The sequence below is a fragment of the Shewanella sp. VK101 genome (assembly GCF_056497865.1).
This window is the reverse complement of sequence record NZ_CM151402.1, coordinates 1090770-1109493: the sequence shown is the minus strand read 5'-3', so window position 1 is coordinate 1109493 and position 18724 is coordinate 1090770. Positions and strand designations below refer to the sequence as shown.

The 18724-nt window shown below is 52.7% G+C and carries 18 protein-coding genes; 14 read left to right on the top strand and 4 right to left on the bottom strand.

The genetic code is table 11. The annotated features are described in order from the left end of the window. Positions 1–6: 6 nt before the first annotated feature. Positions 7–1410: an ammonia-forming nitrite reductase cytochrome c552 subunit gene (gene nrfA, locus ACSHSR_RS04965; RefSeq protein ID WP_062793833.1), complete on the bottom strand. Its 1404-nt coding sequence runs from the start codon at positions 1408–1410 to the stop codon at positions 7–9. 315 nt (positions 1411–1725) lie between these two features. Between nrfA and narQ the strand changes: the two genes are divergently transcribed. Then, entirely contained in the window at positions 1726–3435 is a 1710-nt protein-coding gene (narQ, locus tag ACSHSR_RS04960) for a nitrate/nitrite two-component system sensor histidine kinase NarQ (protein ID WP_028780137.1), read from the top strand. Then, the gene (locus ACSHSR_RS04955) at positions 3428–4057 is read left to right on the top strand and encodes a response regulator (RefSeq protein WP_345858399.1); all 630 of its coding nucleotides are present in this window, start codon (positions 3428–3430) and stop codon (positions 4055–4057) included. The genes narQ and ACSHSR_RS04955 overlap by 8 nt, the downstream gene beginning before the upstream one ends. 55 nt (positions 4058–4112) lie before the next feature. Here the strand turns inward: ACSHSR_RS04955 and ACSHSR_RS04950 are convergent, their stop codons facing one another. Next, positions 4113–4487 carry a YacL family protein gene (locus ACSHSR_RS04950; protein ID WP_025011525.1) on the bottom strand — a complete coding sequence of 125 codons (375 nt, stop codon included), beginning with the start codon at positions 4485–4487 and terminating at the stop codon, positions 4113–4115. 405 nt (positions 4488–4892) lie between these two features. Here ACSHSR_RS04950 and ACSHSR_RS04945 point away from each other — a divergent pair, with 405 nt between their 5' ends. Continuing rightward, positions 4893–5861 (top strand): zinc transporter ZntB, encoded by a 969-nt coding sequence (locus ACSHSR_RS04945; RefSeq protein WP_345857814.1) that lies wholly within the window; start codon positions 4893–4895, stop codon positions 5859–5861. Between the two features lie 89 nt (positions 5862–5950). Here the strand turns inward: ACSHSR_RS04945 and fkpA are convergent, their stop codons facing one another. Then, positions 5951–6727, bottom strand: a complete 777-nt coding sequence (fkpA, locus tag ACSHSR_RS04940) for an FKBP-type peptidyl-prolyl cis-trans isomerase (RefSeq protein ID WP_107006055.1) — start codon at positions 6725–6727, stop codon at positions 5951–5953. Between the two features lie 205 nt (positions 6728–6932). Between fkpA and ACSHSR_RS04935 the strand changes: the two genes are divergently transcribed. The 8 genes from ACSHSR_RS04935 (at position 6933) to ACSHSR_RS04900 (ending at position 15513) form a co-directional block, all read left to right on the top strand. Continuing rightward, a complete protein-coding gene (locus tag ACSHSR_RS04935; protein WP_335908780.1) occupies positions 6933–7907 on the top strand; it encodes a WD40 repeat domain-containing protein in 975 nt (324 codons plus the stop codon). A 3-nt stretch (positions 7908–7910) separates the two neighbouring features. Beyond that, entirely contained in the window at positions 7911–8123 is a 213-nt protein-coding gene (locus tag ACSHSR_RS04930) for a SlyX family protein (RefSeq protein ID WP_025011529.1), read from the top strand. Between the two features lie 22 nt (positions 8124–8145). Further along, positions 8146–8634 carry a peptide deformylase gene (gene def / locus ACSHSR_RS04925; RefSeq protein WP_025886974.1) on the top strand — a complete coding sequence of 163 codons (489 nt, stop codon included), beginning with the start codon at positions 8146–8148 and terminating at the stop codon, positions 8632–8634. Beyond that, complete coding sequence (locus ACSHSR_RS04920) at positions 8631–9986, top strand: COG3014 family protein (protein WP_335908779.1); 1356 nt, start codon at positions 8631–8633, stop codon at positions 9984–9986. Before def ends, ACSHSR_RS04920 begins: the two co-directional genes overlap by 4 nt. A 22-nt stretch (positions 9987–10008) precedes the next feature. Further along, on the top strand, positions 10009–10602 hold the full coding sequence (gene lpoB / locus ACSHSR_RS04915; RefSeq protein WP_170946744.1) for a penicillin-binding protein activator LpoB: 594 nt from the start codon (positions 10009–10011) through the stop codon (positions 10600–10602). Between the two features lie 212 nt (positions 10603–10814). Further along, on the top strand, positions 10815–13460 hold the full coding sequence (gene pepN, locus ACSHSR_RS04910) for an aminopeptidase N (protein ID WP_144165113.1): 2646 nt from the start codon (positions 10815–10817) through the stop codon (positions 13458–13460). A gap of 365 nt (positions 13461–13825) precedes the next feature. Further along, entirely contained in the window at positions 13826–14038 is a 213-nt protein-coding gene (locus ACSHSR_RS04905) for a coiled-coil domain-containing protein (RefSeq protein WP_025886971.1), read from the top strand. A 185-nt stretch (positions 14039–14223) separates the two neighbouring features. After that, positions 14224–15513, top strand: coding sequence for a glycerophosphodiester phosphodiesterase family protein (locus ACSHSR_RS04900; RefSeq protein ID WP_129979271.1), 1290 nt, complete (start codon positions 14224–14226; stop codon positions 15511–15513). A gap of 67 nt (positions 15514–15580) precedes the next feature. Here the strand turns inward: ACSHSR_RS04900 and ACSHSR_RS04895 are convergent, their stop codons facing one another. Then, positions 15581–16147, bottom strand: a complete 567-nt coding sequence (locus ACSHSR_RS04895; protein WP_025011535.1) for a phosphoribosyltransferase — start codon at positions 16145–16147, stop codon at positions 15581–15583. 413 nt (positions 16148–16560) lie between these two features. Here ACSHSR_RS04895 and ACSHSR_RS04890 point away from each other — a divergent pair, with 413 nt between their 5' ends. From ACSHSR_RS04890 to ACSHSR_RS04880, 3 genes are read left to right on the top strand one after another with little or no spacing between them, the layout of a single operon-like run. Then, on the top strand, positions 16561–17286 hold the full coding sequence (locus tag ACSHSR_RS04890) for a basic amino acid ABC transporter substrate-binding protein (RefSeq protein WP_025011536.1): 726 nt from the start codon (positions 16561–16563) through the stop codon (positions 17284–17286). Positions 17287–17292: 6 nt separating this feature from the next. Beyond that, positions 17293–17970 carry an amino acid ABC transporter permease gene (locus tag ACSHSR_RS04885; protein WP_146508338.1) on the top strand — a complete coding sequence of 226 codons (678 nt, stop codon included), beginning with the start codon at positions 17293–17295 and terminating at the stop codon, positions 17968–17970. Then, positions 17963–18688: an amino acid ABC transporter ATP-binding protein gene (locus tag ACSHSR_RS04880; protein ID WP_146508339.1), complete on the top strand. Its 726-nt coding sequence runs from the start codon at positions 17963–17965 to the stop codon at positions 18686–18688. The genes ACSHSR_RS04885 and ACSHSR_RS04880 overlap by 8 nt, the downstream gene beginning before the upstream one ends. Positions 18689–18724 lie beyond the last annotated feature (36 nt).

Here is an 18724-nt window from a genome sequence, read left to right as displayed (position 1 = left end):
CGACTGTTACTTGTAGGTTGCTTCACGCTTCTTGGCTTCAGCATCCCACTTAGGCAGAACATTTTTCTTGAAGTCTTCCTTGTCGGAAACCATCTTCTTCATGTCCATACCCAGAGCAGCCTGAGCCTTGGCCTTGGTGGAGATATCAGGCAGAGCGACAGGCTCAACGATACCTTTCTTGGCCAGCAGCTGCGCCAGTTTCACCCGGGCATTGGCAGCCTTGTCAACCGCAGTACCCAGTACCCGCAGCGCTTCATCAGGAGCGTGAGCCGCGACACCGTGAGAGGCGATAGCATAATCCCAGCGCCATTGAGCATGACGGATATCAGTCAGGATTGGCTTCATCTCGGCTTCTGTCGCACCGGCTTTCCAGGCGGCAGCAGCTTCGAAGTGTGCCTTGACGATTTGATCTTCAGCCTTCAGCTTCAGCTCTTTAACTTTGGCTTTACGCTCGGCAGTCAGGTTCTCCATAAACTCTTTGCTCTGTGTGTGGCACTGAGCACAGGTTTCTTCGAAGCGGTCGAAAGGATTACCCACTTTGTGATCGGTGAACTTACGACCCTTGTCGTTGGTTACTTTCGGCATGTGACAGTCAACACAGGTCACGTTGTTCTTACCGTGAACCCCCAGCTGCCAGGTTTCATAACCTGGGTGCTGTGCCTTCAGCATAGGAGTCTTGGACAGAGCGTGAGTCCAGTCGGCAAACTCGATGGCATCGTAGTAAGCTTCCATGGACTCCACTGTAGTGCCTTGATCCCATGGGAACTTAACAAAGCCCTTACGGCCTTCCACTTTCTCAAAGTAGTATTCTACGTGACACTGGCCACAAACCATGGATTGCTTGTCTTTGCGGGAAGCCTTATCAAATGGCGTACCCAGGGTCTCCATGGCGCGCTCGGCAAAAGGACGGCCCAAACGCAGCTTGGGCGAACCTTTCTCGTGACAATCGCCACAACCTATGGCGTTAACCACTTCAGGGCCACCTTTGGCCCACTTGCCGGTGAAGTAACCATCTTCACCCTGCTCTTCAATCAGGCGAGGTACATCCGGGCTCTTACAGCTCCAGCAAGCCATTGGCATTGGACCATCTTCGGCACTCTTTGGCGCACCGGTACGCAGGGTGTTGCGCACATCGGTCACGGCATAAATGTGGCCACGAGGAGCATTGTAGTCCTTGGCGAAACCATAACCGGCCCACAGGATCACCAGGTTGGGATCTTCTGCCAATACGTCAACAATTTCAGAACTCTTTGCAGTGTCATGCCAACTGGCATATTGATTTTTGAACTTGTCTTTGTAGACTTCGTTGCGAGGCTCGGTCTTGTCACTCGCAAACGCACCGGCAGCCATTACGCTTGCCGCGACCAATGCACTGAGTGCAAAGGATTTTTGGCTTAATTTTTTCACCATCTCATCTCTGTGTTACTTTATCGTTATTTGCAATAACCACGACATCTCCAAAGTCAAAAGTAGCCGCTTGAATACGCCAAAAATATACCTCTTAGGGGGTATCCGGAGCGAAGTTTGCGCCAGATCAAAATGTGAAGGCGATGTTGTTCACATTTTTGTACTCTTGTTAATGTATTCAAGCGCTGGCTAATGTAGAACTCTGAGACCCAAGTCCTTTTTTATTCTCGACAATCTTATCGGCGCGTTTTCTTTCCGATAATCGAGAGTAATGCTGCAGGGACTGAGGAAATCTTAGCAAAAGTGAGTGAATATTTCATGAAACGAGGCAGTTTGACCTCTACCATTTTAGGCTTAATGCTGACCCTTATCCTGCTCTCAAGCGGTCTGGCCACTTTTGCCATTATCAATCTGTCTTACAGCCTGGGAGATGCCAGGGCGATCAACGCTTCCGGCTCCCTGCGAATGCAGAGCTACCGGCTGATGTTTTATGCCAACTCCGGCAGTGAAGAAGCGCTGCAAAAAATTCGCGAATTTGAAAACACCCTCTACTCAGATGCCTTGGTACGCTCTATGGACTGGTCATCGCCGGCCAGGCTCGGGCAGCAATACCAACTGGTGATCAGCAAGTGGAAGGTCATGAAGTACTACATAGAGCAGGAAGACTCGCGCAACTATGCCTCCTCGCTGAAAGACTTTGTCGATACCATAGATTTGCTGGTATTGGAGATGGAGCACCACGCCGCCTTCAAACTAAGATTGCTGGCCGTCAGCCAGATAGTGGGCTTGGGGTTGATGCTGCTGATTGCCTTTATCGCCGTGCGCTTTACCAAACGCAAGGTGGTGGTGCCGCTGCAACAGATGATGGAATCGGCCAACACTATTTCCAAGGGTAACTTTGCCGTCGAAATGCCGAAGACGGAATATATTGAGCTCAGCGCTCTTTCCGATGCCCTCGACAGTACGGCTCAGGAGCTGGCAACTCTCTACGGCAACCTGGAAACTCAGGTGAAGGAGAAGACCCTGGCGTTGACCCGTGCCAACCGTGAGCTCAAATTTCTTTATGACAATCTGGTGTTGCTGCATTCGGGCAAACTCAATTTCGAGGTGATGCGGCAGTCGCTGCTGCAACTCAAGGAGTATGAGCACCTGCAACATCTGCGGCTGATTATTCAGCAGGATGAAGATGCCATGGAGGTGATCGCCACCGACGAGGATATCTGGCCGCAATCCGGACAGACCATGCAGTTTCCGCTCAAGTTTGAACAACAGGAACTCGGCTTTCTGGAAGTGATAGGCGAGCACGATATCAATGTGCCCCTGTTTGAAAACTTCGCCATCATGCTGGCTCGCTCGATAGTGATTCACAACGCCTCCGAACAACGCCAACAGCTGGCCCTGCTGGAAGAGCGGGCGGTTATCGCCAGGGAGCTACACGATTCTCTTGGGCAACTGCTGTCCTTCCTGAAAATCCAGATAAGTTTGCTGCGTAAAGGCCTCGACCAGAGCTGCAAAAGCCCGGCGGTGACCCAACAGCTCGAAGAACTCAATGAAGGGGTGACCACAGCCTACGCCCAGCTCAGAGAACTGCTGTCTACCTTCCGCCTGACTGTTAAAGAACCCAATCTGCGCAACGCCCTCGAGGCCATGCTGGAGCAACTGCGCAGCCAAACAGACACGGAGCTGGAACTCAGCTATCGCCTGCCGCCACAGTTACTGGCGGCGCACCAACATATTCATATTCTGCAGCTCACCCGAGAAGCCACCCTCAATGCCATTAAACATGCAAATGCGAGTCGTATTTGTATCAGCTGCGAAAAGAACTCTGATAACATGGTGGTTATCAGTGTCGAAGACAACGGCATAGGCCTGGCGCATATCAAGGAAAGGGATCAACATTTCGGCATAGGGATAATGCACGAGCGAGCCAGCCGCCTCTCGGGTATGGTTGAATTTTCCAGCAATGCGTCGGGAGGCACCAGTGTTGTCCTGACTTTCCCACCTCAGCAGGAGCCACATCATGGGTAAACCTTATTCAGTTCTGGTAGTCGATGACCATCCCTTACTGCGTCGCGGTATCTGTCAGTTACTGGCATCCGATCCTGACTTTAGTTTCTTCGGTGAAGCCGGTACCGGGCTCGACGCCTTGGCGGCTACCGCCGAAAACGAGCCGGACATTATCCTGCTGGATCTGAATATGAAAGGCATGACGGGTCTCGATACCCTGAACGCCCTGCGTCAGGAGGGAGTCACCTCCAGAATCGTTATCCTGACGGTTTCCGATGCCAAACAGGATGTTATCCGTTTGCTGCGAGCCGGCGCCGATGGTTACCTGCTCAAGGATACCGAACCCGATCTGCTGCTTGGGCAGCTGAAAGAAGCCATGTCCGGCCACCGAGTGATCAGCGCTGAAGTGGAAGACTATCTGTTTGAATTGAAAAATGCCGCCGACGAGGAAGCCTGGCTTGATAGCCTGACACCAAGAGAGTTGCAGATACTGCAGCATCTGGCTGAAGGCCAGAGCAACAGGGTGATCTCCGAAGAACTGCATATCAGCGAAGGCACGGTCAAGGTGCATGTCAAAAACCTGCTTCGCAAGGCCAATGCCAAGTCCCGCACCGAAATGGCGGTGCGTTATCTCAACCGTTAAGCCACGAAAAAGGGACGCCACTGCGTCCCTTCTCATTGCTGCCAATGCCGCTTGTTCAGCGGCTCTGGTGCAGAAAGTCACACCAACTCTCAAGCACATCCTGAAAGTCTTCCAGGCCGCACCAGGCTTCTGACTCGGCATCATAAAGAGAGAGGGACTCATCCAACTCCTGACTCTCACCGAATTCGAGCACATTGGCGTAAACCCGCACCTGCTCCTGATCCAGTTGCAGCGTCAGATCCCGGCCAATCAACTGCCATTCGCGAATGCGCCCTGACTGTAAATCCGCCAATGCCTGTTTGACCTGAGTGCAGATCTCGGCGTTATCCGCCAACTCTTCAGAGAACCATTGCCCCAGTACATGATGCTCCATACTGAAGCGGGCCATTGCGGTTCCCGTCAGTGAATTGCGCCGAAATTCGTATTCCATGGTGCCACTTCTTTTGCTGTAATCAAACCTATCCTAATTTTAACCCAGAGCCCAGGGGATTGCCCATAGTTATGCCTGGGCTTTACTTTCTATCGTAATATCATTCCCTATAGAAGTTTGACTTGCTCAGAACTGTGTCAACCATTGGGGGTCAAGCCAGATTGGCGATGGCATAGTAATGCTACGGCGAGACAAGTTGGTGTAGTCATCGGGTGGCTGACAAGCTCCCCAAGGGCGAGTTGAAAAAGCACGTATGCGGCGCAAGCCAATGTCGCTTTATCCCGATATCCTTCCATTACTTTACTTGCCTGCCCAGCTTTTCATTGTCACTGAGTGAGTAAATTCCTATGCCCAGTGGTATAACTAGGTTAGCTTGAACTAAAGCAAACCTATGAGAGTGAATCTATGGCCGAAAAACAGTTTTGTGCCTTGCTGCTCAGCGGGGAGATGGCAGGCAAGGAGTTGACGCAGCAACAGGTCAGCGACTGGCGCCCGGAGCAGGGCATACTCTGGCTGCATCTGGACTATAAGAAGAAATCCAACCGTCAGTGGTTGCAACAACACAGCGGCCTGGACGCGCTGGAAGTGGCTGCCCTGTTGGCGCAGGACACTCGCCCCAGGGTGGTACAATCCGGCCAGGGCTTCCTGCTGGCGCTCAGAGGGGTCAATCACAACCCCGGGGCCGACCCTGAAGACATGGTGTCGATACGCCTCTACCTGGACAATCACAGAATTATCAGCACCAGCAGTCGCGAGCTGTTATCGGTCAAAGACATCATCCAGAGCGTCAGCCAGGGAGCTGGCCCCGGCAATACCGGGGAGTTTTTGCTGACGCTGACGCAGCGTCTCACCCAACGTAAGACGGAGTTTATCGACCGGCTGGAAGAAACTGTCGACGATCTGGAAGACAAGGTCATGGCCGGTAACGACAGGGATCTACGCAGCGATATCGCCGAGCTCAGGCGCCAGATAGTGGTGGTCCGGCGCTACCTGGCGCCGCAGCGGGAAGCCTTTACCCGCCTGCTGACAGACTCGGCCAAGGTATTTGATGAACAGCATCGGCTTAAATTCAACGAAATCAATGATCAACTCATTCGTTGCATCGAAGATCTGGACGCAATCAGAGACAGGGCCAGCGTCACCCAGGAAGAGTTGCAAAACCGTCAGGCCGAGGCCGTCAATCGCCGCCTCTATTTCCTGTCGCTGATCAGCGCCGTCTTTCTGCCACTGGGTTTTCTTACCGGTCTGCTCGGGGTCAATATCGCCGGGATCCCGGGCGCCGATGTTGGCTGGGCCTTCGGAGCCTTTTGCCTGTTCCTGTTGCTATTGGTAGGGGGACAGTTGTGGCTGTTCTATCGTTATAAATGGCTTTAGGGTCAATGCCCTAGAAGTGGCTGTAAAAAGAAAGGACGCCGACGGCGTCCTTTTCAATATCGGGTATCCACTTTCCGTGAAACAAGGGATTACTTGGCAGAAGCCTCGGCTTCGGTAGGCTCTACGGGTGCATCGGCCTTCTTGACTTTGAGCAACTCGACTTCAAAGATGAGTGTGGAATTGGCAGGAATAGTGCCCATATCACGCTCGCCATAGGCCAGCTCTGATGGGATAACGAAGCGATACTTGGCACCGACCGGCATCAACTGTACACCTTCGGTCCAGCCCGGGATCACCCGGTTCAGAGCAAATTCTGCCGGTTCACCGCGGGAGTAGGAGCTGTCAAACTCAGTGCCGTCAATCAGAGTACCACGGTAGTGAACAGTCACTATATCTTCGGCGGCTGGCTTCTCACCCTCGCCTGGAGTCAATACTTCATACTGCAGACCTGACTCAGTGGTGATCACACCCTCTTTGGCCTTGTTCTGTTCCAGATAAGCCTTGCTTTCCTGCATCGACTTGGCCGCCATCTCCTGAACCTTGGCCATACGTTTTTCATTCAGCTTCTGGTCCAGACCTTCAAGCACTTTCTGCATCTCGTCTTCAGTTAGTTGCAGCTCGTCTTTCAGCCCCTGTTGGAAACCTGTCACAATCAAAGCACGATCGACTGAGAAACCCAGCTCTTCCTGCTCCTTGATATGGCCGGCCATGTAGCGGCCAATAGAGGCACCCACGCTATAGGCTTCTTTCTGCTCGACAGAGCTCAGTTCCACTTTGTCGGCACTCGCTGTTTTTTGTTCTTGGTTACAGGCGGAAAGGCCGATCAGGGCCAGTGCGACCAGTGAAATTTTGTAAATCGGTTTCATTAAAGGCATCCTCAGGATCTTCAAATGGTTACAATTAACCCAAAATATGTAAGACGACTCACTTTATACCAGTTAACTTTGAGATACAAAGCAGATTATCCATACTGGTTAACAAGGGAAAGCGACCGACAAACCGTTAACCCTTGCATGGAAGCGACAGCGTTTTACCCTTACTCAAAATGACAAGTCGAGGCGGTATAAGTTCATGGCAATAAACAGATTGCTACTTATTTGCACGCTCAGTTTTACTTTGCTTGGCCTTGGTGCCTGCCATCCAGGCCCCAATAGCAGCCAATCCCTGGCGGCAGATCCCAGCTACAGCGCCAGCATCTCTGCCGATGGCCGCTACGCTTTGATAAGCAGCCAGGAGGGGATCAGGCTTTGGGATCTCAAACAAGGCGCAGTCAAGTATCAGTGGGCTCAAGGCAGTGAAGCCAATGATGTCATCGCCACAGATATTTCGGCCAATGGAGAATATGCGGTGACGTTAAGCCGCGATTCAGTTGCACTGTGGAAAATCGCCGACGGCCAGGCGGCGGGTTGGTGGTCACTGCCGGCAGTAGCCCAGACTGTGGCCGTGGCCGACAACGGCCAGTTGCTGGTGGGGCTGGCCGATGGCGCGGTGATGTCGCTGACCCCGACCACAGGTGTGCTGGTGAAATTTCTTGGCCACAGCGAAAAGGTCAACAGCGTTGCCCTCTCTGCCGATGGCCGCCTGGCATTGACCGGCGCCAACGACGCCACCGCCCTGCTGTGGCGCACTCAGGATGCTCAGGTACTGAGGCGTTGGCAGATGGACTCCAGGGTACTGAAGGTTGCCCTCAGCCGCAGCGGTAACCTTAGTTTAGTGTCCGACAGTACCGGCAATGCCGACATTTGGCACAATGACTCAGGGAAACTGGCCAGCTCGCTGGCGATAGTCCGGCGGCAAATGAACTTTTCGGCAGCGCGCTTTATCCAACAGGAGCAGGCCTTGTTGACCGGCACGCCGGCCAGAGAATTGAGTCTGTGGCAAGTCGATTCGGGGAAAAAAGTCGCCAACTGGCAAGTTTCACTGCCAAAAAAGCCTTTGCCCCAAAGCGCCGTAGTATACTCAGTGTCTGAATCCGACAACGGCCAACTTCAGAGTATCAGCAGTGCCAGCTTGCTGGAACGCTGGTCGGCGCCAACACAGAGGTAAGTAATGCAAGCAATCCCGGACAGGATCGAAGAGCTCGAAACCAAGCTGTCATTTCAGGAAGCCACACTGGAAGAATTGAGTCAGGAGATTTTCGAACTCAATAAGGTAGTGGCCGAGCAGCAGTTTCAGATCCAGTTGTTAATCAGTAAACTCAAAGCGGTAGAACCGAGCAATATCGCGTCTCAATCGGAAGAAACGCCGCCGCCTCACTACTGAGTCGAATAAAGGGGGGATAAGGATGTTAGCCATAGCAACCTACGGAGAACGTATTCTGGGGCAGGCTGCCCAGCCGGTTCAACAGTTCGATGAACCTTTGGCGGCCCTGGCCGAGAAAATGCTCGAGACCATGAAACTGGCACAGGGGGTTGGCATAGCCGCGCCTCAGGTAGGCCAAGGTATCCGCTTGTTTATTATGGCATCCCATCCCAACGACAGATATCCGGATGCGCCTTTGATGGCGCCCCAGGTGGTGATCAACCCGCAGATACTCAAACGCTCAGGCAAGATGCTGGCCGGAGAAGAGGGTTGCCTGTCTCTGCCCGGTGAAAGAGTACAGATTCTGCGCCATGAAAGCATTGAGGTACGTTATCAGGATCTCAGCGGCGAGTGGCAGCAAGAATGGTTACAAGGCTTTGTCGCGCGCATTTTTCAGCATGAATATGATCATCTGGAAGGACTCACCTTGAGAGAACGACTGGAGATCCAAAACCAAGGAGCCGACTCTTGAAGTCAGGCAAGTTACTGCTGCCACTGTTGTTGTCTCTGAGCCTCACTGGCTGCGCCTTCAACAGTGTATTGGTCAACTATCCATCCCAACTGGCCGGCGTTCGCGCCGAACTCAACTCATCAATGCCGGGCAATGCCGCCAAGGAATTGGCAGGCGGGATCAACAGCCGAGATGGCCTGCTCTATGCCCAGGAAGCGGGGCGCGCCGCCCAGATAAGCGGCGATTTCACCGCCAGCAAAGACTATTACCAAAGCGCCATAGCCGCCTATCAGGCATTCGACGACAAGGCCAAGCTCAGTTTGTCCGAGCTGGGTTCACTGGGCGGCAGCCTGCTGCTGAACGACAATATCATTCCCTATCGTGGTCCCGGGTATGAGCGCATCATGCTGCACCAATATCAGGCTCTCAATTATCTGTTTGCCGGCGATGCCGAAGGCGCGTTGGTGGAGGTGCGTCGCAGCAATGAACTGCAATCGCTGGAACAGCAAAGGTACGAAAAATCCAGCAGTGCGGTGCAACAGATGGCCAACGGCACTATCAGCGCTGAAATGGATAAACTGGGCAAGGCGGCCGGCAGTGTCACCAGCTCGTTTTTGAACGCCTACAGTTACTACACCACAGGGGTACTGCACGAAATCCTTGGTGAGCGCAACGATGCCTTTATCGACTATCGCAAGGCGGCGCAGATTATGCCGGATAATCCTTATCTGCAGCAGGATCTGGTGCGCTTGGCCAAAGAGCTTGCCATGCCTCAGTATGATGAGTTCAAACGCCGTTGGGGAGAAGCGCCCACGCCCGCCAAGGGGCAAGGTCAGGTCATCTTGCTGCTGGAGCGCGGCTTTGTGCCCGCCAAGGAGAGCCTAACGGTTCCCTTCACCATTCACGGCAACTGGCAAACTGTCTCTCTGCCCACCTATATGCCCTCCAGAGTGCCGGTAAGCAGTGCCAATATCCGCGGCTTGTCAAAACCTATGACTGCAGCCCCGATAGCCAACATAGATGCCTTGGCCATCACGGCGCTCAAGGAGGAACTACCCTATCTGCTGGTGCGCCAGGCCGCCAGGGTCTATGCCAAGTCGGAAATGGCCCGCAAGGCCGAACGCAAAGACGGTTCGGACCTTGGGGTGATCGCCATGCAGATATTCAACGTGGTCACAGAGCAGGCCGATCGCCGCAGTTGGCTCACGTTACCTAGGCAGGCACAGATAGCGAGGCAGTTTGTCGATGCCGGCAGCTATCAACTGACCCTGGACAATCAGGGCACGGAAATTCAGGTTGAGAGTGGCAAGACCACTCTGGTCTGGGCAATAGACACTGGCAATGTCACACGTTTTTATACAAAATTGATTTGATAACCTTGAAATGGAACTGACTATGAAACACTTGAAGCTGATACTGATACTGGCAATGGCTATGGGCATGGCAGCCTGTCAATCCAAAGTGGAATACGGTGATGCCACTGAGGTAGAGACAGTGAATGAAAACTTCGGTTCGACAGATCTGCAAGCCATTGCCGCCAAAATGGTCGACAGCATGCTGACTTTCCCGCCTGTGGTGGCCATGACAGCCAACGACAGACCTATCATCTTTGTCGACAAGATCAAGAACAAGACCTCTGAGCATATAGATACTGAGTCAGTGACCGACTCCATCAGCAACAAGCTGCTGCGCTCAGGCAAGTTCCGTTTTATCGATATGACCAAGGTGGATTCAGTGCGCAAGCAACTGGACTACCAGAACAACGCCGGCATGGTTGACCCATCCACCGCCATCAAGTTCGGTCGTCAGATAGGCGCTCAATACATGCTCTACGGCAACCTTTCCAGCATAGTCAAACAAGATGGCAGCACCCGTGATGTCTACTACAAGATGACCATGCGCCTGATGGATCTGGAAACCGGCTTGATCGAATGGTCCGATGAAAAAGAGATCCGCAAAGTGAAGTCCAAGTCCTTCCTCGGGCTCTAACCAAGCATCACACTCCTTCCCAAAAGCCGCTGTCACAGCGGCTTTTTTGTAACATTTCTCCTTTGTTCTTTGTCGGCAAATAGCGTAATTTATGCCGCGGGCGCCAAGCCTGACAGGGTATTAACTTAAGGCGTATCCCTCCCTTTCATTCCTGTTGTGAGGGAAAACACCGACACCCAATGGTAAAACAATAAAAAGCAAGGAATCTGTTTGTGAAATCTCTTCCCCGGTTGTTTGGTCTCAGCCTGTTGGCTGCCGGACTGCTATCACTCAGCGGCTGCAGCAGCACTCAATCCTCTGCCGGTGTGCGGGATGGCAGCGGTTATATCAGTGAGCAACAGGCGATGGCCCGCTCTGCCAGAGTCAGCAATGTCAGCTATGAACTGGACTTTACCTTGGATGGCAGCGAGCGATTTGCCAACCGCACCCTGGTACGTTTCAGTCTCAGCGATAACCAACAGCCCCTGACATTGGACTTGAGCAAGGCGCAGATCACCAGCCTTAAGATCAACGGCCACAGGCTCTATCCCAAATACAATGGCGCCTATCTGGAGATCAGTGCCAAGTTGCTGCTCAAAGGCGACAATGAGATAGAAGTCAGCTTCACACGCCAGCATTCCAGCAATGGTGAAGGGCTGCACCGCTTTGTGGATCCCGTCGATGGCAAGGTCTATCTCTACTCCCACTTTGAGCCCGCCGCCGCGCAGCAGATGTTTGCCGTATTCGACCAACCGGATCTCAAGGCCAGCTACAAGTTAACTGTCAGAGCCCCCAAAGACTGGCAGGTGATCAGCGCCACCCAAGAATTGAGTGTGACCCCGGAGGGTGACAACCAGCTGTGGCAGTTTCCGGCAACACCCAAGTTGAGTCCCTACAACTTTTCCATGCATGCAGGCCCTTACCATGTCTGGCAAGACAACAGCGGCAAATACCCCATGCGCCTGTTTGCCCGCCAATCAGTGGCGGCCCAGGTCAATGCCGCCGACTGGTTCAGATACACAGACGCCGGGCTTAAGTTTTTTGACGACTATTTCGGTATCGACTACCCCTTTAAAAAATACGATCAACTGCTGGTGCCTGACTTCCTCTATGGTGCCATGGAAAATGCCGCCGCCATCACCTTTGCCGAAGGGCGTTTTCTTGGCAGTGGTGAGATGACAGCCAATCAGCGCCAGCGCTTGGCGTCGGTGATCATGCATGAAATGGCGCACCAGTGGTTTGGCGATCTGGTGACCATGAAATGGTGGAACGGTCTGTGGCTCAATGAAAGCTTCGCCTCCTTCATGGGCATGCTGGCGAGCGCAGAAGCCACTGAGTTTGACAATACCTGGCGCAGTTTTTACGCCAGGGGCAAACAGAGTGCCTATCAGCAGGACTCTGGCGTTACCACCCACCCCATAGAAGTGCCTGTAGCCAGCAGTGCCAACGCCTTCGATAATATCGACGCCATCACTTACCAGAAAGGGGCCGCGGTTCTCATTCAACTGCGCCACCTGCTTGGGGAGCAAACCTTCCGCCGTGGCGTCAGTGAATACCTCAAACGCTACTCCTGGCAAAACGCCACACTGGAAGACTTCATTACCAGTCTCGGCCAGGCCGCCAAGCGGGATCTGAGCCAGTGGACCCGGGATTGGCTCTACAGCGCCGGTGTCAACAGCCTCAAGGCTGAGTTCCAGTGCCAAGATGGCCGCATTAGTGAATTTGCCCTGTTGCAGTCGGCAAGCGATCCCGCCTATCCGACTCTCAGAGAGCAAAAAGTTCAGTTGGCCTTACTGAGCAAGGGCCGCCATGAGATGCACCTGCTGCAAACTCTGGCCGTTACCTACCAAGGTGAAAAGACCTTGGTGCCGCAACTTAAAGGCGCGTCCTGTCCTGATTTGGTTTATCCCAACTATCAGGACTGGGGCTATGTCAAAGTCGAGCTCGACCCACGCTCGTTCGACACCGCCTTCAATCACCTGGCCAAGGTAGAAGATCCCCTGCTGCGCGCGATGCTCTGGCAAAGCCTGTGGGACAGTGTCCAGAGCGGTAACTTGCCCTTGAACAAGTATCTGGAAACAGTGCTTATCAATGCTCCCAAAGAGAGCGATTACACCCTGCTGGGGCAAATTCTCGGCAATATGCGCTACAGCAAGGCCTTACTCGAGTCGATGGCTCCGATTCACTCGGCCTATGCCGAGCGCGCCATCAGAGCGCTGGCGCAGATGAGCCTGCGTCTGACCATGCAAAACGCGGATAATAAAGATCTGCAGCGGCGCTGGTTCGATGCCTATGTGGACTTTGCCCGCGACGGGGACTCGCTGGATCACCTGCTGTCACTGCTGCAAGGCCACAGCAAGATAAGGGGAGTGGAGCTGGATCAAGATACCCGCTGGCAGCTTATCTATCAGTTGAACCGTTACGATTACCCCACCAGCAAACTTCTGTTACAGCAAGAAGCCAAGCTTGATAACAGCGACTCGGGGCAAAAGGCGGCCATCGCCGCCGAAGTGGTGCGCCCGGAAACCGCCGGTAAACGCCGCTGGCTGGAGAAAATCAACCATTCGGCGCTGCCGTTTGCCAAGCTGAGGGTGGCAATGGAAAACCTCTATCCCAGCAGCCAAGGGCAACTCCAGGCCAGCACCGCAGAGCAGCGCTTGAGTCAGCTGGCCACCCTGGACGCCGAAAAAGGCCCGGTATTTATGCGCAGTTACGCACCGGCATTATTACCGCGTCAATGCAGTCACGCCTCAGTGCTGCAGCTCGAAAAAGCCTTACAGGCCAACCCTGAGCTATCGGCCATGACCCAGCGTAATCTCAAGCAAGCCATAGAGAGAGAGCAGCGCTGCGTACTGATAAAAGATACCCTGAAACCTTAGCCGAAAGACAGGACAAGGGTCTCAGGAAGGTGCGAATAAGTCCTCGTGGCACTCTGGCTTGCACAGCAATTGGCGTTCAAGGCATCTGACTGAAGGCATGCCGGGGCATGTCGAAGTCGGATAACGCAGAGAGCCGGTGGCTGTGAAAGCCCCAAAGGGCGTGGCTTACAGGCCTGTCTGCTGTGTTGTGCTTCTTGCAAAGGACTAAGGCCATTTGCGGCGAACCACGCCTTCCATCCAGCCCTGTAAGCCGACGCAGAGCACACATGGGACTTGTGCGCACCTTCCCTCATAGAGGCCCTTGATTTTCCTGTCCCTCTATACTGTGCCAGAATGTTCAACATGCTTAACACCAAGGAGTCGTTATGGGATTAATCAGTCTGATGCTTGTGATAGTCATAGGCATCTTTGCCGTGATACTCATCAAGGATTACAACCGCAAGCAGCAATACCACCAAAATGGCGAAGTTGAAAAACTGCAACGGGAAGTGGATGAATTGAGGCAGCGAATTGCCAATCTGGAAACCATAGTCACGGACAAAAGCTACGATCTGAAGGACAAGATCAATCGGCTCTAAGACTAACGCAATAGGTTTCTCTTCAGTATATCCGGAACAAGATACTGTATTAATTAAGTTAATTGTCATGATTTTGCTATCCGGCTGTCATCAACCGTCTTTAGCTTAAGCGGCCTGTTTATGACTAAATACCATTCTCGCCAAGTGAGTAAACTCCTGTGCGAAATAGTATAAGGATCTGCTTAATGAAGGCTTTTCACTCCAAAACAACGTCGGTATTACTTGGCTCTGTACTGTTTGGCCTGTTGCTCGGTGGCTGCAACAGCAATGACAACAACGCCAATACTTCAACCCCGACACAGGATCAGCAGGAGAAAGTTGGCGCCAATCTGGGCCCCCGCCCCCTGTTTCTGGTAAATGACATGGATGAAGGGCCGCTCAAAGATAAACTGGCACAATGCAGCCAGGGGCCCTTTTATCGCACCGACTTCAGCATAGGCCACCGCGGCGCCTCCATGCAGTTCCCTGAGCACACCAAAGAAGCCTATTTGGCAGCCATAGATGCCGGTGCCGGAATAGTGGAATGCGATGTCACCTTCACCGCCGATAAACAGCTGGTTTGTCGGCACTCCCAATGCGATCTGGCCACAACAACCAATATCTTGGGTATCCCTGAGTTGGCAGCAAAATGCCGTCAGCCTTTCTCTCCCGCCGATGCTGCCAATGGTGTTAACGCCAGCGCCGAGTGCTGTACCAGCGATATAACCCTGAACGAATTCAAACAGCTTTGCGGCAAGATGGATGGCTTTAATCCCAAGGCCACCACGGCGCATGAATTTATGGAGGGCACTCCTGCCTGGCGCACGGATCTCTACGCCAGTTGTGGCACATTGATGACCCACGCCGAGAGCATAGCTCTGTTTAAAGAAGCCAAGGTCAAGATGACGCCTGAACTCAAGGCCGCCAGTGTGCCCATGCCCTTCGATGGCTTTAGCCAACAGGACTATGCTCAGAAGATGATCGACGAATATCAGGCCGCCGGGGTGCCGGCAAAAGATGTCTATCCCCAGTCATTTAATCTGGAAGATGTGCAATACTGGTTGGCCAATAACGCCGATTTTGGCAAGCAGGCCGTCTATCTGGATGACAGGTATGACTCAGACAGCAGCTTTAACCCCAATGATTTGACCCATTGGCAGGCCGATATGCAAAGGCTCAAGGCGCTGGGAGTCGAAATCATTGCGCCGCCCTTGTGGGTATTGGTGGCTCTGGATGACAGCGGCAAGATAGTTCCCTCGGCCTATGCTCTGGCGGCCAAGGAAGCCGGGCTTAAAATAATCACTTGGTCACTGGAACGTTCTGGCCCCCTGGCGCAAGGCGGTGGTTGGTACTATCAGAGCATCAGCGATGGCATCAACAACGATGGCGATGTCTATCAACTGCTGGATGTACTGGCCAAAGAGGTAGAGGTCTTGGGTGTCTTCTCCGATTGGCCGGCAACTGTGACTTATTACGCCAACTGCATGGACATATAACGAGTGTGAGCAACAAAGAGGGCGCCCATTGGCGCCCTCTTCAGTATTTGATGATAGAAACCCTTTATCAGAGGAACAACTCTTTGATATTTCTCAAATCGCCCTTACCTTCAGCCAGTTCTTGCGGGCTCAAACCGGAAACTTCATGGGGGAATACCAGCCATTCATCCGAGGCATGGATATAGTAGTCGGGCTTCAGTGGCACCGCAGTGTTCTGTGGCTTGTAGTAAGGACAAGCGATACGGATATCCTTAGGCATGTTCAGTCGCATTAGCTGACCGAGTTTCTCCTTCAGTGCAAAGATACTGCGGCCGGAGTCAAAAACATCATCAACAATCAGCAAACCATCATCGGCATTGGCATTTTCAACAATGTAGTGCAGACCATGAACCTTGATCTCCTTGCTCTGCTTGTCTGTGCCTATGCCGTAGTAGGATGAAGTACGCACCGCAATATGGTCGGTCTCCACTTTTTTGAAGTCGAAAAACTCCTGTACCGCAATCCCTATCGGGGCGCCGCCACGCCAGATCCCAACAATAAACTGCGGCCGAAAGCCACTGTCATAGACCTGTGCTGCCAGACGAAATGAGTCCTCCAGCAATTCCTGTGCGGTAATAAAGCGTTTTTCTGTCATAGGTATGCGACCCCATCTTGTTCTATTTTGTGTGCTTCGCTGTCTGCTTTTGGCAGGTACTGAATTGGAGGCCGGTTCCAAAATCCGGAGTGGCTTCCACCATTGTAGGCAGGCAGAGGATTTTGGGCGCGCATTTTATAACAAATTTTTCTTTGGCGCTGTGCCAAATGCACATTCTTGTGTCTCAGGCGACAAAAAATCTTCTCTAGTCGCTCAGTCCTAGTTGAGCAATATCTACTTTATTCACTTAAGCATGTTCAATTAATAAATAACAAACTAATTAACAAAGATTTTCTAACAAGACAAAACCAAAAAAAATGAATAATTAGTCATTTTTTATGATTAGTTATTGATTGATGCGTTCGAACTGGCTATAGTGCCAGCCATACGGTTCTTCAAGAGTATCTTCAATGATGAAAAAATCCCTGCTTCTGGCCACTGTCACGGCTTTGCTGTTGACCGGCTGCGGTAAAGATCAAGATGTACTGGTCGTCGGTACCAATGCTGCCTTCCCTCCATTTGAATATATGGGGGGTGCCAATGGTGATGAGGTAAAAGGGCTGGATATCGATATTGCCAAGGCGATTGCCGCCGACGCCGGTAAAACCCTCAAGGTAGAAAACCTCAAGTTCGACTCTCTGATAGTGGCGCTGAACTCAGGCAAAATCGATTTTATCGCCTCCGGCATGACAATCACGGATGAGCGGCAAAAGAGCGTCAACTTCTCCACGCCTTACTACGAAGCCACCCAAGTGGTGATAGTCAATCAGGATAGCCAGATATTCAGCACTCCGGCTGATCTTGCCGGCAAGAAGATTGCGGTGCAGCTGGGCTCTACCGGCGACATCATGGCCAAGGAACTCAAGGCCGAAGTCGTGGCCTTCAATACGGGTTTTGAAGCCTTTATGGAGCTGAAAAACCACAAGGTAGACCTGGTACTGTTCGACAGCCAACCGGCGGCCACTTATCTGGCCAAGAACCCCACTCTCAAACAGCTGGATATCGACTTCTCACCCGAGTTTTACGGTATTGCAGTCTCCAAGAATCAACCCGAACTGCTCGGCCAGATCAATGCCACCCTGTCACGGCTGCAAAGCTCAGGCGAATACCAACAACTCCTTGAAAAGTATCAGAAGTAATCTTAAATGGATGCAATAATCTCTTCGCTGTTTACCCCCATAGGGGAAGACGGCATGATCGGTATTTTGCTGATCCTAAGCGGCCTCAAGGTCACCTTGACTGTGACCTTCTTCGCCATGCTCCTCGGTGCCATTCTCGGGGTGCTCACCACCTTGATGGGTATGTCCGAGCGCTGGTATCTGCGCTGGCCGGCCAAGCTGTATGTCGGGGTGATCCGCGGTACCCCTGTAGTGGTTCAACTGGTGATCCTCTACTTTATCGTGTTGGCCGCCATGGATGTCGACAAGGTGACCGCCGCCATCATCGCCTTTGGCCTCAACAGTGGCGCCTATATCAGTGAGATCATCCGTGCCGGCATCCAGGCGGTCGACAAGGGCCAGGCCGAGGCCGCCCGCTCTCTGGGGATGAGCCATTCACTGACCATGCGTGAGGTAGTGTTGCCACAAGCAATCAAGAATATTCTGCCGGCACTCGGCAATGAATTTATCGTGCTTTTGAAAGAAACGGCCGTCATCGGCTTTATCGGTGGTGTGGATCTGATGCGTGCCGGTGAAATCATCCGCAGCCGAACCTTCGAAGATGTGGTGCCGCTGCTGACTTGTGCCCTTATCTATCTGTTGTTGACCTACAGCTTCACCTGGCTGTTGGGTAAGTTTGAAGCGAGGCTGAAACAAAGTGATTGAGATAACCAACCTGCATAAGTACTACGGCAAACTGGAAGTACTCAAGGGCATAGATCAGCATATCGCCAAGGGAGAAGTGGTCAGTATTATAGGCCCCAGTGGTAGTGGCAAGAGTACTTTTCTTCGCTGTATCAACCTTTTGGAGCAACCGACTGAAGGCGAAATACGGATAGCCGGTGAATCGATAACGGCGCCGGGGGCCTGTGTCGACAAGCTCAGACAGAAAGTGGGCATGGTATTCCAGCACTTTAACCTGTTTCCCCACAAGACAGTGTTGGCCAACCTGACGCTGGCACCGGTCAAGCTGGGGTTGATGAGTTCGGCCGAGGCCGAAGCCAAGGCTTTGGGACTGCTGGGTAAGGTTGGCCTGGCAGATAAGAAAGATGCCTATCCATCCAGTCTTTCCGGCGGCCAGAAACAGAGGGTGGCCATTGCCAGAGCCCTGACCATGTCTCCCGAACTGATGCTGTTTGACGAACCCACCTCGGCGCTGGATCCGGAAATGGTCGGCGATGTGCTGGACGTGATGCAATCCCTGGCTCGCGACGGCATGACCATGGTGATAGTCACTCATGAAATGGGATTTGCCCGCGAGGTGTCTGACAGGGTGATCTTCATGGATGAAGGAGTGATCCAGGAAGCGGGCACGCCGGAGCAGATTTTCAATGCGCCGCAAAATACCCGTACTCAAGGCTTCCTTGCCAAGGTGCTGCGCTGATCCCAGGGTAACTTTTTAGTACAAAAGTGCCATAAA

What these genes read in the sequence shown, in the direction of transcription:
- nrfA (WP_062793833.1), bottom strand. Translation starts at nt 1,410, where the DNA reads ATGGTGAAAAAATTAAGCCAAAAATCCTTTGCACTCAGTGCATTGGTC.
- narQ (WP_028780137.1), top strand. Translation starts at nt 1,726, where the DNA reads ATGAAACGAGGCAGTTTGACCTCTACCATTTTAGGCTTAATGCTGACC.
- ACSHSR_RS04955 (WP_345858399.1), top strand. Translation starts at nt 3,428, where the DNA reads ATGGGTAAACCTTATTCAGTTCTGGTAGTCGATGACCATCCCTTACTG.
- ACSHSR_RS04950 (WP_025011525.1), bottom strand. Translation starts at nt 4,487, where the DNA reads ATGGAATACGAATTTCGGCGCAATTCACTGACGGGAACCGCAATGGCC.
- ACSHSR_RS04945 (WP_345857814.1), top strand. Translation starts at nt 4,893, where the DNA reads ATGGCCGAAAAACAGTTTTGTGCCTTGCTGCTCAGCGGGGAGATGGCA.
- fkpA (WP_107006055.1), bottom strand. Translation starts at nt 6,727, where the DNA reads ATGAAACCGATTTACAAAATTTCACTGGTCGCACTGGCCCTGATCGGC.
- ACSHSR_RS04935 (WP_335908780.1), top strand. Translation starts at nt 6,933, where the DNA reads ATGGCAATAAACAGATTGCTACTTATTTGCACGCTCAGTTTTACTTTG.
- ACSHSR_RS04930 (WP_025011529.1), top strand. Translation starts at nt 7,911, where the DNA reads ATGCAAGCAATCCCGGACAGGATCGAAGAGCTCGAAACCAAGCTGTCA.
- def (WP_025886974.1), top strand. Translation starts at nt 8,146, where the DNA reads ATGTTAGCCATAGCAACCTACGGAGAACGTATTCTGGGGCAGGCTGCC.
- lpoB (WP_170946744.1), top strand. Translation starts at nt 10,009, where the DNA reads ATGAAACACTTGAAGCTGATACTGATACTGGCAATGGCTATGGGCATG.
- ACSHSR_RS04905 (WP_025886971.1), top strand. Translation starts at nt 13,826, where the DNA reads ATGGGATTAATCAGTCTGATGCTTGTGATAGTCATAGGCATCTTTGCC.
- ACSHSR_RS04900 (WP_129979271.1), top strand. Translation starts at nt 14,224, where the DNA reads ATGAAGGCTTTTCACTCCAAAACAACGTCGGTATTACTTGGCTCTGTA.
- ACSHSR_RS04895 (WP_025011535.1), bottom strand. Translation starts at nt 16,147, where the DNA reads ATGACAGAAAAACGCTTTATTACCGCACAGGAATTGCTGGAGGACTCA.
- ACSHSR_RS04890 (WP_025011536.1), top strand. Translation starts at nt 16,561, where the DNA reads ATGAAAAAATCCCTGCTTCTGGCCACTGTCACGGCTTTGCTGTTGACC.
- ACSHSR_RS04885 (WP_146508338.1), top strand. Translation starts at nt 17,293, where the DNA reads ATGGATGCAATAATCTCTTCGCTGTTTACCCCCATAGGGGAAGACGGC.